Source organism: Mesorhizobium sp. EU05-FHT14A09 (genome assembly GCF_058790995.1).
Genome location: NZ_JBYTDF010000012.1, coordinates 121,044 through 135,423 on the forward strand (window position 1 = coordinate 121,044; position 14,380 = coordinate 135,423).

Here is a 14,380-nt window from a genome sequence, read left to right on the forward strand (position 1 = left end):
TCGGCGCCATCGACTAGAGAGTCTCTTCCGAAGCATGACCATACCCAGACTTTATTATGTGACGACCGGGCTGGATCCGGATCAGGCCTTTGCGACCTGGAGCGCAGTGTTGTCTCCCCTGTTCGAGCCGAAACCGTGGACACGCAGCAAAACCCTGCCCGCTGGATCGGCGAACGGCGCTATTCTGGGTGACATTGTCATCGCCAAGGTGTCGTTCGGACCGCAGATGTTCATCCGGGATGGACAGCGCATCGTTTCGACACCCGATCACATCTTGCTGCACCTTTATATGAGCGGTGGTTTCAACGGAAAGATATCAGGAGAGCAGGTCTCCATCGGCCCTGGGAAGGTTGCGGTGATCGACCTGGCGCATGAGGTGCGGACCCGCGCGTTTGCTTCCAACACCTTATCACTCATTGTTCCACGAAGGATGTTGGGCGAAATAGCGCCGGGCACGCTGAAACCACGGCTCGACGCAAGGCGCAACGAACTCCTTGTTGCCCATATGCGGTCGCTTCAGGAGCGCAGCACGCACATTTCGCAGGACGAGGTCACACGCGCTGTTTCCGACACCGCTGATTTCCTGCGACGGCTGTTGCTGCAGCCGGACTTCACATCCAGAAGTTCGCGCCACACCGATGATGACCTCTTGTCGCTGGCGGAGGCCGCAATCCGTGACAATCTTGCCATCGGCAAACTCTCCCCGGATTTCCTTGCTGAGAAGCTTGGCATCTCGCGGGCATCGCTCTACCGCGCCTTCGCCCGACGGGGTGGCATCATGCGCTATGTTCAGGAACGTCGGCTCATCGCGGTGCGAGCGGCCCTGAGCGATCCCCTCGAAACACGCAAACTGTCCCGAATAGCCGCAGATCTCGGCTTCAACAGCGAAGCCCATTTCAGCCGCACTTTCCGTCAACGGTTCGGCACGACCGCAAGCGAATATCGCAGGATGCAACTCGAGGCATCAGCGCAAAACCAGCTGACCAGTCCGGACGTCGTGAACCGGTGGTGGGTGGACGTGGCGGCGAAAGCTCATTCAGCGCGCACAGCGCCCTCTTGATGTCGCATACGCTGCGCCCGAGGCATCCCTGGGATGCGCAAAAATGCTCGTGCCCCCTATCCGGCATTGAGCCATCATGCCGATAGCGGCCCCATCGCCAACGTTCCCCAAAGGGTAACCGCGGGCCGCCGCGCGCAGCACGCCTATATCGCCGATAGCGGACAGCGGACAGCGGACAGCGGACAGGCTATCCGGAAGGGTCAATGCAAAGATCAAGCGACAAGATTGGCATCTCTGCTCCAGACGCCGATGTGAAGGCGGGACCGGATGCAGGTCCAACGGCTGCTTTCGTGCTTAAGCAGAGTTGTGTGAACGGCGGATTGGACGTCGCGTTCCCAGCCAACCGGCCAGGAACGAATTTCTTACTTGCAACGATAGCAAGTCAGGAAGTCATATTGAGGGCCGGCTACTCGACACGGTGGTCTGACCAATGGGGCCGAGGCGGCGAGCAAATTCATTCTCGATGGTGACCTCCTCCGTCCGCGGCAATTCAAGGCGGTTACCGGCACGAGCCATCCGTCTGCATGCAGGCGCGTGATGACGGGCCCCCGACAGCGTGCCATTTGCCCGCTGTCGCTGCCCTCTCAACGCCCCCTGCAGCCACTGACTCCTTCTCAACAAGACCAGCGCCATCGCTTGCGCGAAGGTCCGTTCGCGCCCCATTTACGGTTACTTGCAATTGGCGAGGATCGTTTTCTTTAAGTTTATGGCAGCTGATTTCGAGTAGGGCGGAAGCAGCGCGGCTAAATCGATCCTACGAGGCTGGAATGAACAATCGTTACGGGACACTGGCTTCCTGGGTCTATAATCTGGACAAACCGGTCGGGCGTTCATTCGGCGATGTTGAATATTATCGGCAACGCCTTGGCGAATCCGAAGGCCCGATCCTGGAACCTGCTGTCGGCAACGGTCGCGTTTATGTGCCACTGCTCGAGTCAGGGTTTTCGATCGAAGGGTTCGATGCATCCGACGAGATGCTTGGCTACTGCCTGGACGAATGCAGGAAGAGAAACCTTTCCGCAAGCGTAACACGACAGACCTTCGAAGACTTCTCCTATGGCAGAAGCTTTGCAGCCATCATCATCCCGGCGGGGTCGTTTCAGTTGGTGACGGATACGACATCGGCGATCGCTGTGCTGAGACGGTTTTATGATCACCTGGTTCCCCGCGGAAAATTGATCCTAGATCTCGACCCCATAGGTAGTTTCCTTGGGCCGACCGGTTCGGTCCGGCGTTGGAAAACAGAGGATGGCGATCTGCTGACACTCACGGATCATCGGGTTGAAACAGACTATGTCGCGCAGACCACGCTCGCCTGTCTGCGCTATGAACTCTGGCAAGATGGAAACCTTGCGAAATCCGAACTCGATTTATTCAAGTTGCGGTGGTGGGGCGTCGAAGAGCTCACGATGGCGCTTGAGCGCGCGGGCTTTGTCGATGTCGTGGTGTCAGGCAACTATCAGCATGGAAGAGCACCGCACAAAGACGACGAAATCATCAGTTTCGAGGCGCTCCGCCCCGAATGACCTGACATACGCTTTCAGCTACCCGGACTTGGGTATCTGCAACGTCCGCCAAGTCTGCTGCAATCCGGTCTGACGATGCGAACGGCAGCTTTCAGGAAACCCAAAGGCAGGCTGGATGTCCGAGATGACGGCCTTGCTGTCATGCCGAGCCAGCGATGCAGGAATGCTTCCCGCCTCGATTGTCTCAGCTACCAATTCAAACGGATGCCGACGGTGCCTGCGGTTGCGGTCTGGCGACTGCGATTGCCATCGAGCGACCAGCGGTAGGAGCCTTGTCCGTAGATGCTCACATTCTGGTTAACCCGCGCGGTTACACCGCCGCCGAGCTCGAGTGCGGTATCGCCAAAACGGGTCTCGATGGAGGGTGAGGCGGAGCCGAAGATCGCGCTTTCATTGCCGGAGAAGGCGTGCCAGAGATTGACCCGCGCATAAGGCTGCCAGAGCCTGCCTTGCGCATCCTCATCGGTATATTGCAGCCGTGCCCCGAGCCGTCCCGTCCAGGCATGGCCCTCGTCCCAGCTCACGCCGGAGTAGGCGTCGCTGGAGCGGTTGACCGAGATGGTTTGGGAGATGATCTGCGCCTGCGGCTCGATCTGCCAGCGATTGCCTTCGCCGAAGCGGATCGGATAACCAGCCTCAACGGAAGCGGTGTAGCCGGTGGCGTCGGTGGACAGCGTGGCGCCGTAGTCCGAGCGCGCGTTTATGTCGTACCAGCTGCCCTGGAAGACGGCGTCGACATACCAGCCGCTTGGTCCGAAATGGGTCCAGTAGGCGCCGAGAGAAGGTCCTGCCATCGACAGACGGCCGACACGAAGGTTCTCGATACCGAGGGCAAAGCCGGAGACCGAGTGCGCACTGTAATCGGTATACGCACCATAGACGCCGAGATGGTCGCGATGACCGCCGGCATAGGGATCGGTGCGGATGACGTCGAGGCCGGCCTGTATTCCGACGAGGTCGCCGGCAGCACGGCTGTCGACGGTACCGTCCCACTGGTTGCGCGTGTTTTCCCCGAAGACGCGGCCCCAGCCGCCATTGACGTAGCCGCGGCCGGTCAAATTCCGGATGTTCTCTTCCTCGCCGACACGCTCATGCAGGGTGCCGAGGGTCGCGAGCCCCATCTGCCGGCCGATCGCCGGGATCGGTGCATAGAGCGCCACCTCCGGACGGTAGAGCGGGATGTCCGGACCGCTCGGCGCCGTCGGGGTCGTGGGCGTGTCGATGAGATGGGAGCGCAGGAACCAATCATCGGCGCTGGTGCTGCCGCCGCGGAAGAGCTGGTACTCATAGGCGCCTGCGGCGACGCGCTGGCCGAGCGTGAAGGCGTTCGTCGCGGTGGTGCCATTACGGGTCACCTGCACCAGCCGGATGCCATCTGCCACGGTCTGCGCACCTGGACCGCCCGCATTGTCCACCAGCACCGACGACGTGCCGCTTGCCCGGCCGCCATCGATCACCAGCAGGTTGCTCGGCGAGTTGTCCGAGCCAAGATAGGTGTTGAAGCCGATGCGGCCGTTGTTGCCGGCATAGTTGCGGACCGTCAGCGTGCTGTAGGCTCCCGGTCGTGCGAGGAACTGGATCAGGCCGGCATTGGTCACCGTGCCGGTCGCGTTGGAATCCCCGGTCACATTCCAGGCGCTGCTGCCATCGATGGCAACATCGGTCGCGTTCCGCGCCAGGCCGGTCCAGAGGCTGCCTTGCGCCAGCGCCACATCGGCGGTGTTGTCGGCATCGGCCAAAAGGGCGCCGGTCCATCGCGCCGTGGTCAGGCTGGCGGTGGCGGTGTTGCCCGAGCCGGTCAGCAGCAGATTGCCGGTCCAATTGCTGTTGCTGAGACTGTAGCTGAGGGTCGAGGGATCGACGATGATGTCGCCGGTCAGCGAAGGCAATCCGGTGATGTTCAGCGTCAGCTTGGCCGGGTTGGCCGCGGCATCCTCGGTTACCTGCGCCAGCAATAGCCGACCGTTCACGATGGCCGGGTTTATCGTTGTTCCGCCGCTGATCGAGACGGTGCCGTCGCCGCCCTCCGCCCGGATGATCGCGCCATCCGTGGCGGTTAGGCTGCCACCGGTGACAGAGATCGCACTCGGACCCTTACCGGCAAGGTAAATCGCCGTCGATCCGGCACCGGTCGCTGAGACCGCAGTGCCGGCGGCATTGACTGTGCCGCCGTTGATGGCGGCAAATCCATGCGCAGTGCTGCCAGTCGTGGCAACCGAACCGCCGGCGATCTGCACCGTGCCCCCATTGTCGGCCTGGACGCCCGCGGCACCGGTGCCTCCGGTGATGATGGCGGTACGCGTCAGGGCTATGGTGCTGTCAGGCTCCTGTGCCTGGACGCCGCGGGCGTTCTGCCCTTGTGTTGCGAGCCTAACATCCTTGGCGACGATTGTGCCGCCCGCCCTGGCATGCAAGCCTACGCCATTCATGCCCGCGGTGGTTATCGAAGTGCCGGTCACGACACCATGACTTCCGGCATCGTTCACGCGCAAACCATCGGCGCCGCCGGCCGTAATGGTATCATCACCCCTGGTTGCAATGGTACTACCGAAAATTGAGGCTATGCCGCCCTGGCTGATCCTCACGCCGACGGCACCATCACCATTCGTTGTGATGTCAGCATTCTCGGCTTGCAATCGGCTGCCGGCACCGACCACCTCGGCGCCATGCGCCTCCAAGCCGATCTGGGCATCTGGGAACTGGAGGACTGGCGGGTTGCCACCGGTCACCCTGAAGCCGGTGGTGACCTCGGTATTCGTCACGGTGATTGTTCCAGCGTCGGTGACAAGCAGGCCAGCGCTCGAAGGGCCGGACGTGCGCACGATGGTGTCGGTCAGGGTGACCGTGCTGCCCGCCCCACTTGCCGCCGCGCCGGGAGAATTGGGTTGATAGGTGAAGATGCCGTAGCCCGAAAAGTCGATCGTGGCTCCGGCGTCTGCCCAGACACCGGGGCTGTTCGCGCCATAGGTGGCGGAAGTTGCGCCATTGCTGACCTGGATGCTGCTGCCGGTGCCCCGGGCGACGATGCCCGGTGTGTTGGCAATGACGGTGCCGCCGTAATAGTCGCCGCTCGCGATGGCCCCACCGTTCATGGTGACCATTCCCCCGCCGATGGCGGACAGACCGGCACTGCCGTTGCCGCGGATGTTTACGTAGGTCTTGTTGAGGGTGAGGCTGCTGCCGGCACCGGAGGCGACGGCGCCCGGACCATTGTCTCCGTTGCTGTACGTGTTCAGGTTGTTGAGGATGATCGAGCCTCCGGCGTCCACGAAGACAGCGGAAGCACCCGCGCCGTAGGTCTGGATATCGGTTCTGGTCAGAATGATCGTCCCACCGCTCGCCGCATAGGCGCCATGCGAGCCGTCCCCGAAAGTGTTTACCGCGCCATCGGACAACGTTACGCTGCTAGCGGCTCCCACCGCGCCGACGCCATAAGCGCCGGCGTCGTTTGTGTAGATGGCGATGTTGTCACCGGTGATCAGTCCGCCACCCTCGGCATAGAGGGCGTGGCTGCCCAAGCCATAAGTCGTGATTTCGCTCAGCGTAGTGCTATCGTTAGGCAGGCCGGTGAACGAGATTGTTCCGCCGCCGGTCGCATGCGCGCCGTAGCCGCTGTTCGTTACCAGAAGATGGGTAGAGGTGGCGCTATAACTCCCGGTGCCGGTGACCTCGACCACGGTGCCCGCGCTCTCTCGCGCGGTGAACGCCGGATCTTCGCAGTTGCCGGAGGAGATGCTCACCGCCGCAGGTGGCGGCGGGGCGCATTGCGCAAGCGCTTCCGCCGAAGGCAGGAGCACCGTCATCGCGGCGGCCACAGTGGTGCGATGGAAGCAGGCAGAATGCAGCAGCGCCATTCTGGCTGCTCTGCTTACGAAAGCGTCGGAGCTGGTAACGGCAGCTGCACTCAAGTCGCGGTTCCCCCTACCCGAATCACCACAGGCCGATGGCGACGCAAGCATCTCCTCTTATCCTTGCGTAAGTCTTGTGGGGCCGCCGGCTTAGATCCGTCTCCAGGGTGGAAGGCGGAATTAGAAAGGCGCTCACGGTTTTTCTAGTCAGCCTGCCGAATGCAATCGCGTCCTCCGCTTTTTGCTTGATAGAGCGCACGATCTGCACGATCGAGCAAAGATAGGAGATCTTCGCCCTTTGATGCGACTGCGATGCCGAAGCTGGCTGTCGGGCCAAATTCATTCGAAAGGATAGCTGGCGCGATTTCCTTGAACGCGGAGCGAGTGGCCTCCGCAACGGCCTGCGCGACGATGGCCTGTCCTGGGGGAAGCAGCACCGCAAACTCCTCCCCGCCCAAGCGGGCGACGATCGCATCTCCCGGAGCTTTGTCCTTCAGGGTTTCGGAAAAGACACGGATGATCTTGTCACCGCTGCTGTGTCCAAAGCGATCGTTGATGGATTTGAAGTGATCGAGATCGCTCAGGATCATCGCAGCCGGTGCCTCTGCTGTCTGCCGCGCCAGCGCATTCACCACGCGCGCTTCAAAGCCGCGGCGATTGAACAGGCCTGACAGCGCGTCGACCTGGGCATCCGATTTGATGCCATCCATGACGTCGCTTGCGATCACTGCGAATATCCCGACAGCAGTCATCGCGCATATGAGAGCGTCAGATATTGAAACAACGAGCCAATAGGCCCCTTCGACAGGCCCGGCCGCATCGCTGGAAGCGAGCAAGAACAGGGGGCGCAGAAGAAACCCGACACACGAAATGAGTATCAGGCCGAGCAGCACCTGCTCAACTGGCGTGCGAATGGGCCGTGCCGCGACATCCAGCAACATCACCAGGCCAACGGCAGCGAGCCCGCCATTGAGATAGATCACTCGTGCCAGCAGACTTTGCTCCACGAACTGATAGTAATAAAGCGCGCCTAACGCGACTGCAGCAATGATGAGGAGAATGCTGTAGCGAGGTCGTCGTCCGCGCCGGCTCGACAGCCCGAACGACAACAAAACCATCGATAACATCAAGAATACGTTGGCCAGAAGCCGCAGCACCGGATCCTGCAACGCAAACGCGAAGTAGAATACGCCGAAGCAGATAGCCCTGATCGCGTATGAGAGAGCGAATATTCCTATGTAGGTAAGGTTGCCATGGTGACGCCAAAGAAAGAACATTGATACGCAGAATATGACAGACATGCTTGTATTAAGCAGTCCGATGACGTCCTGATAACTCATATCCTACCGCACATGACGACTATGCTCTGAACTGGGTCTATCCTCAGAGAGGGCAATAACGCGAGTTCTGTCAATATCCGGTGAATAGCTCCGACAGCGGTTTTCGTGTCACCCTGAGACAGAACTCTTATCAGGACGTTCGTTCAACTTTCCCAATATTTTCTGACATGGAAACACGCCTCGTGTCGCCGGCCAATGAGGTGAGCCGTTGCGAGTTACGCGACGACCGATAAACCGGGCGGGCCCTCAAGCAGTACGAGTTGCGCGCCCACATGTGTCAGCCATGAATACCTGACACGGTTCGCCAATGCCCGCGCATGCCGTCAACCACATCAACGAGATGGCATTCACCTCCGGCGTCATGCCTTCCCGCGCCGGGGGCAAAAGTAGCATTCGCCGGCTGAAGAGTTCAGCAATACGAAGCGCACACGCCCTCTCGACCAAGACGAAAGACACTTGAAAGCACGCTCGCATTTGGCCATCTCATCGGCCGTCTACCCTATTCACTTGCAGCAGGTAATCTTCCATGACGACAGATGTGAAAGAAGCCGAGACCCTATCCTTCGAAGCCGATGTTTCACGCCTTCTCCATATGATGGTGCATTCGGTCTATTCCGACCGGAGCGTGTTCCTGCGCGAACTGATTTCCAATGCTGCCGATGCCTGCGAGAAACTGCGATACGAGGCTATCGCCAGGCCGGAGCTGCTCGGCGGCGATGCCAAGCCTGCCATCACCATTTCCGCGGATCCCGACCAAAAACGTCTGACCGTCGAGGACAATGGCATCGGCATGAGCCGCGACGAACTGGTCGAGGCGCTTGGGACGATCGCGCGCTCTGGCACGCGTGCCTTCATGGAGCGTATCGAGGCTGCGAAAGCTGGAGAAGGCGCCGAACTGATCGGTCAGTTCGGCGTAGGCTTCTATTCGGCCTTCATGGTTGCTGACAAAGTTGACGTCATCACGCGCAAGGCAGGAACTGAAACGGCCTGGCGCTGGTCTTCCGACGGCAAGGGCTTATACGAAATCGCGCCGGCCCCGATTGCGGATGCGCCCAGGCGCGGGACCCGTGTCGTTCTTCACCTGATGGAGGACGCCACCAGCTACACGCAACCCTATCAACTCGAAGGATTGATCAAGGAACAATCCGGCCATGTGCCGGTGCCGGTCGCGCTGGTCGAGAAGCCGGGAGCCGACCGACGAGAGATCGCGGACGGCACGGCCTTGTGGGTAAAGCCGAAGAGCGACATCAAGCCTGAAGACTATACCGATTTCTATCGCGGCGTTTCCGGCCTGTATGACGAACCGGCCGAGACCATTCACTTCAAGGCCGAAGGACGGCACGAGTATAACACGCTGGCCTTCATTCCGGGCTCGCGCCCCTTCGATTTGTTCGATCAGGATCGCAAGGGTCGCATGAAGCTCTATGTGCGGCGGGTCTTCATCACCGGCGATGCGGATCTGGTGCCACGCTATCTGCGCTTCGTGCGCGGTCTCGTCGATTCCGCCGATCTGCCGCTGAACCTTTCACGGGAGATGATCCAGGACAGCCCGCTTCTGGCGGCAGTCCGCAAGGGCGTAACCAACCGTATCCTCGGTGACCTGGCAAAACTGTCCGACACGGACGGCGAGCGCTATTTGAAAATATGGGAGAACTTCGGTGTCGTCCTCAAGGAGGGTCTGTATGAGGATTGGGAACGCCGCGAACCGTTGCTGAAACTGGCTCGCTTCCACTCGACCACATCCGGCGAAGCATGGCGCAGCCTCGCCGACTATATCGCGGACATGAAGGGCGGACAGACCGCGATCTACTTCATGACCGGCGACGACAAGGCCCGGCTCGAAGCCTCGCCGCAACTTGAGGGGTTCAAAGCACGTGGCGTCGAGGTCCTTCTGTTGACGGACCCGGTCGACAGTTTCTGGGTGACGATGGCGCCGGAGTTCGACGGCAAACCGTTCAAGTCGGTAACGCAGGGTGGCGCTGATCTGTCCGAGATTGCGCTGCCACACGACGCTGCAAAACCCGATGCCGAAGCCACCCAGGAGATTGCAACATTCATCGCTTTCGTGAAATCGACCCTCGGCGAAGAGCTTTCGGATGTGAAAAGCTCCGATCGCCTGACCGAAAGCCCTGTCTGTCTGGTGGCTCCGGAAGGTGGACCAGATCGCCAGATCGAGCGACTGCTGAGTGCCGCTGGACGGCTCGACAAAGCCATAAAGCCAGTGCTTGAAATCAATCCTCGGCACGAGCGCATTCTGGCGCTGGCGAAGCTCAGCGACGAGGACCTGCCGTTCCGGCAGGATATGGTTCATCTGCTTTATGATGAAGCCCGCATCCTCGACGGCGACAAGCCGAAAGATGCCAAGGTCTTCTCGCAGCGTATATCCACACTCATCGAGCGAAGCCTGGCAGTGACGCCGCCATCCCCTGGAGAGAGTGGCTCGGATGCATGAGCCCAGGTCAGCACCGGGTTGCTCGCTACCGGCAGACCGAAAGTTGACCGCCTGGCATCCGCTCGGCGAGGTCATTCAGCCTCAGCGCGAGGCTGCACCTCCACGCCTGGAAGCCAATTCTCGGTAGGTAAGCACGCACAGCCTGGGAAGCGGCCTGGGCCGCTTCCCAGGCTGTGGCTTCAGCACTTGATCGCAATGCGTTTCGCCTGCGACTGTGCTTTCGCCGTGTTCGGCAGGGTCATGGGCAGCGCTTTTACACCGCGATGCATGCAGGAAACGGGGAATTCATAAGCTCTCGCGGCGACATTACCGGCTTGAACGAAGCCATCACTGTCCCCCGTGCAACAGAGTTGCTGCTGGCGATTTTCGGCCCAGGTAGATCGCGATGCTTTCCCGAATTTCGCTTTCGCCGGAGATGCCTTGGGAAAACAGACTCATCGTCGCTCTGGCCAAATCCTGGGCAGCCGGGCTGCCATGACAAAATCCACGCTCATTGCAGAGGCTGTCGTAGATGCGGTGTAGCGCATCCATATCGCCGGGAAAGGCAATCCCGCTGATTGCCGAGCGTTGGACGGTCATATGTATCTCCGTTTGATATGATCGAACATTTTGCCTGCGGACATCTCTCGTTGCCCGAACCCAAAAAGTCAGTTTTCCGCCCGAAGTTCCAAAATCCTTAACGCTTCTGAAATCAACAAAGCCCGCCCAGCCGAAGCTGAGCGGGCGTCACCTGAGACGCGCCATCAAATGGGGCGCTGGGCGCGCTTATCGGCACTGTGTGGCAACAAGAAGTGCTTGAGTCGGAACCTTGCGGGAGGACCGGGGAAACAATTCTGCCGATGGTGACTGTCGAGCCTACCAAAGGTAGGCGCGCTTAGACGGAGTGAATTCCCGGTGGTTGATCGGCCATTTCCGCAAACAACCAATCTCGAAACGCTTTGATCTTCTTCTGTCGCAATGCGCCTTCGGGATAGACCACATAGTACCTCCATCTCGATTTGAGAGAGATATCAAACGGCCGCACCAGCCGCCCTGCTGCCAGATCCGCTGACACGAGCGCGCTTCTGCCGAGAAGAACGCCTTCGCCATGAACAGCAGCTTCGACAGCATAGACGGCGGAGTCGAATTTGACGCCAGCATCTGGCTTGATGTCATTGATGCCGGCCTCGCGGAACCACGTCTCCCAACCGAGCCGAAAATTGTCGTGGATGAGCCTGTGATGTTTAAGATCAGCTGGTGTGCGCAATGGGTATTTTCCTTCGATCAATGAAGGGCTGCAGACAGGCGAAACATCCTCGTCGGCCAGAAATTCCGAAGTCACCCCTTGGTAATCGCCCATGCCATAGCGAATGGCGATATCGATCCCGTCCCGGACGAAATCGGCATGCACGCCCGATGTCGAGAGGCGCACATCGAGATCCGGGTGCGCGCGGTGGAAACGGTGCAGTCGCGGAACAAGCCAGCGCCCTGCGAAGCCGTCGGACGTGCTGACCGTGAGGACGCCTGCCGACCTTGAAGCCGAAGCAACGATCGTCGCAGCCCCAATGCGGTCCAATGCCGGACCGATCTCGGCAACATAGGCAGCACCTTGCGGCGTGAGACGCACCGAGCGCGTGTGCCGTTCAAACAACCGCGTGCCCAAAACCTCCTCCAAATTACGGATCGCACGGCTAATGGCCGCGTGCGTCACGAGCAGTTCATCAGCAGCCTTGGTGAAGCTCAGGTGACGCGCGGCCGCGTCGAAAGCGGGAAGAGCAGTCAAGGGTGGCAGCTTGCGAGCCATGGCTATTTGTAACTTCTATTTACATATCTCGAAGAATTTGTCGTTTGTCGTCCAACCCCAAATTGCACATGCTTATCCCATGAAAGCAAGCGGCTTTACCCCTTGCTAGTCATCCCACGAACCCGGAAAGGCCTCTGCAATGAGTAACATTTCTGCAACTGCGAACGCGCGGCCAACTCTCTCCGCCGACCTCGCGGACGCGATTGGCGCGCCGCGCAACCGCCTTTCGGCCGCTGCCAATGACCTGTTGGGCAAACTGCGACATCGCCAGACGATGAAGCGGTTCGAGCGCTTCTCCGATCACAGTCTTCAGGATGTCGGCTTCGAACGTGACTGGGATAACTCGATCCAGCCGCGCAACCGGTGATCGGCCCGGAATTCCCTGACAGAAAGGTCAACGCCATGAAAATCTACCCGCACCTCTGGTTCAAAGGCCAAGCCGAAGAGGCCATGGAATTTTATCGGTCGGTGTTCAAGGACTCGAGGGTCCTGAGCCAAACCAGATTGCCCGATCCGGAACTGTCGGTTGTGCGTTTCGAACTGGCTGGCATGCCGATCCAGGCCCTCAACGCCGGCTCGCATGTCACCTACAACGAAGCCTTCTCCTTTCTGGTCGAGACCAGCGACCAGGCCGAAACCGACTATTACTGGAATGCGCTGATCGCCGACGGCGGCCGCGAACAGCCCTGCGGATGGCTGACGGACAGGTTCGGCGTCTACTGGCAGATCACGCCCACGATCCTGCTCGAGATGATTGCCGACAAGGACCGGGCCAAAGCCGAGCGTGCCATGCAGGCCATGTACAAGATGAAGAAGATCATCATCGCCGATCTCGAGCAGGCTTTCAGGGGGGAGTGATGGACCGCGAGCTCATTGCAAACTCCCAGCGGCTGGACGACGCTGCACGCAACGACCCCGACGCGCTGCGGACGCTTTACGCCGACGATTTTCTGATCCATCGGCTCGACAGCAGCGGCGAGACCCTGATGTTGGACAAGGATGCGATCATCTCGTTCTTTGCGGGACAGTGCGAGACGGACGCGGCGTCTCGGGAGGGGAACACCGTTGAATATCTGCATGCGAGCAGGAGCCGCGACATCGGCATGGTGGTCGGCAAGCGCACCATGCAGGCCAACGGCAAACCAGTCGAACTGATCTTCAGCCAGTTCTGGCGCCACCAGAAGAGCGGTTGGCAGATGATCCGAGAATCCGTCTACGCGCAATCGCGTTAGTTCAGAGAGGTCACTCAAGGACGCAAATATCGTCGTCGTTTGCGAAAGCCCGGGTGTCCGACGCCGTGCCCAAGCCTCCTCGCTAATGAGACGAACTAAGCCGTAAATCTCGCCTGATTTTGGGCTTTTGAGTTCCTGCAATTGGTTATGCGAGGCGGCGAAGCCTGCCGTGGACCTCGCGATCTCTGAAGAGCTTTCGCTCCGACTTGTCTGTTTGACGGAGCTAGAGCAGAATTCCCCAAGGCCTGGGGGAACACAGTATGCTACTTCGAATTCTGGCGACTTTGTTCGCCGTCTCTATGACACTGACTGTCGCGAATGCGGACACAACTTGGGTAGGCAGCATAAACTGCTCCTACGGGTCTGGTTCACTCAAGCTTTCCATAGATGATGCCGGCGGCGTTTCCGGCGGAATGACGAACGGTCAGATCACGTCGGGCCGACTTTCCGGCAAGAGCATCCGATTTGACTACTCCAACTCGTTCGGCAACGGTGGCACGTTCACTGGCTCTGTGAATGGGTCAGCCATGTCAGGAACCTACACGCAGCGCGCCGGAACGGCGGAAACCTGCAAGTGGCAGGTATCGCGACAGGCCAGCACACCATCCAGAGATGTCGCATCCAGCGATTATTGCGGTCTTACGCTCGGAAAAACGCTGACTTCCTGCGTCGGCTCAGGTGAGAAATGTTCCTGCGTCACCTTTCGAAACAACTGCCCTTATCCGGTAAGTGTTTCCGCCCGTCTTTCGGGAGTGAAAGGGTCGGGGCGTATCTCGACGAACGTCAAAGGCGGCAAGACCGACAAGCTGTGCGCCACCATTAACGCCTCGCAACAGGTTGAATATCTCGGTTGGAAGCCTTGGGCTGGCTTTCCGAAAAAAGGACAGCCCCGACCCAAGGGGTAAGTTCAAGCCGCCACAGCAAGGACCTTATGCCCAATGACGACGGTGCTGCCCAATATTACAGAAGAAGAGCTGGCTCTCCGCGCACGGCTGCTCGCTGATCCTGCATTCGCGAAAGCGCTCAAGGAAAAGAGAGAGCGCGAATTCCGCGCCTCTGAACCGAAGCGCGAACCCCGCATCTTGCCTGACCTCACGCAGCGACAGGAAGGCTAGCCACATCAGTGCAGTCGCTGGCTG

12 protein-coding genes are annotated in these 14,380 nt (G+C 59.8%); 8 read left to right on the forward strand and 4 right to left on the reverse strand.

Features of this window, described 5'->3' with window-relative positions:
• Positions 1-106: 106 nt before the first annotated feature.
• Both AC3WTO_RS28085 and AC3WTO_RS28090 read left to right on the forward strand, forming a co-directional pair.
• Positions 107-1,060 (forward strand): helix-turn-helix domain-containing protein, encoded by a 954-nt coding sequence (locus AC3WTO_RS28085; protein WP_492558460.1) that lies wholly within the window; start codon positions 107-109, stop codon positions 1,058-1,060.
• Positions 1,061-1,827: 767 nt separating this feature from the next.
• Complete coding sequence (locus tag AC3WTO_RS28090; RefSeq protein WP_492464199.1) at positions 1,828-2,586, forward strand: class I SAM-dependent methyltransferase; 759 nt, start codon at positions 1,828-1,830, stop codon at positions 2,584-2,586.
• 188 nt (positions 2,587-2,774) lie between these two features.
• On the opposite strand, the gene AC3WTO_RS28095 is transcribed toward AC3WTO_RS28090, so the two are convergent.
• The gene (locus tag AC3WTO_RS28095; RefSeq protein ID WP_492464198.1) at positions 2,775-6,440 is read right to left on the reverse strand and encodes an autotransporter outer membrane beta-barrel domain-containing protein; all 3,666 of its coding nucleotides are present in this window, start codon (positions 6,438-6,440) and stop codon (positions 2,775-2,777) included.
• A gap of 197 nt (positions 6,441-6,637) precedes the next feature.
• Positions 6,638-7,774, reverse strand: coding sequence for a GGDEF domain-containing protein (locus AC3WTO_RS28100; protein WP_492464197.1), 1,137 nt, complete (start codon positions 7,772-7,774; stop codon positions 6,638-6,640).
• Between the two features lie 526 nt (positions 7,775-8,300).
• Between AC3WTO_RS28100 and htpG the strand changes: the two genes are divergently transcribed.
• On the forward strand, positions 8,301-10,226 hold the full coding sequence (gene htpG, locus AC3WTO_RS28105) for a molecular chaperone HtpG (RefSeq protein WP_492464196.1): 1,926 nt from the start codon (positions 8,301-8,303) through the stop codon (positions 10,224-10,226).
• Between the two features lie 327 nt (positions 10,227-10,553).
• Here htpG and AC3WTO_RS28110 read toward each other — a convergent pair whose 3' ends face one another.
• Positions 10,554-10,805, reverse strand: coding sequence for a hypothetical protein (locus tag AC3WTO_RS28110; RefSeq protein WP_492464195.1), 252 nt, complete (start codon positions 10,803-10,805; stop codon positions 10,554-10,556).
• Positions 10,806-11,100: 295 nt separating this feature from the next.
• Complete coding sequence (locus AC3WTO_RS28115; protein WP_492464194.1) at positions 11,101-12,009, reverse strand: transcriptional regulator GcvA; 909 nt, start codon at positions 12,007-12,009, stop codon at positions 11,101-11,103.
• Between the two features lie 139 nt (positions 12,010-12,148).
• Here AC3WTO_RS28115 and AC3WTO_RS28120 point away from each other — a divergent pair, with 139 nt between their 5' ends.
• The 5 genes from AC3WTO_RS28120 to AC3WTO_RS28140 all read left to right on the forward strand — a co-directional run bounded on the left by AC3WTO_RS28120 (position 12,149) and on the right by AC3WTO_RS28140 (position 14,356).
• Positions 12,149-12,376: a hypothetical protein gene (locus tag AC3WTO_RS28120; protein ID WP_492464193.1), complete on the forward strand. Its 228-nt coding sequence runs from the start codon at positions 12,149-12,151 to the stop codon at positions 12,374-12,376.
• A 35-nt stretch (positions 12,377-12,411) separates the two neighbouring features.
• Entirely contained in the window at positions 12,412-12,867 is a 456-nt protein-coding gene (locus tag AC3WTO_RS28125) for a VOC family protein (protein WP_492464192.1), read from the forward strand.
• A complete protein-coding gene (locus tag AC3WTO_RS28130; RefSeq protein ID WP_492464191.1) occupies positions 12,867-13,241 on the forward strand; it encodes a nuclear transport factor 2 family protein in 375 nt (124 codons plus the stop codon). Before AC3WTO_RS28125 ends, AC3WTO_RS28130 begins: the two co-directional genes overlap by 1 nt.
• Before the next feature lie 299 nt (positions 13,242-13,540).
• The gene (locus tag AC3WTO_RS28135) at positions 13,541-14,146 is read left to right on the forward strand and encodes a hypothetical protein (RefSeq protein ID WP_492464190.1); all 606 of its coding nucleotides are present in this window, start codon (positions 13,541-13,543) and stop codon (positions 14,144-14,146) included.
• A 33-nt stretch (positions 14,147-14,179) separates the two neighbouring features.
• Positions 14,180-14,356 (forward strand): hypothetical protein, encoded by a 177-nt coding sequence (locus AC3WTO_RS28140; RefSeq protein WP_165358149.1) that lies wholly within the window; start codon positions 14,180-14,182, stop codon positions 14,354-14,356.
• The last annotated feature ends 24 nt before the right edge of the window (positions 14,357-14,380 follow it).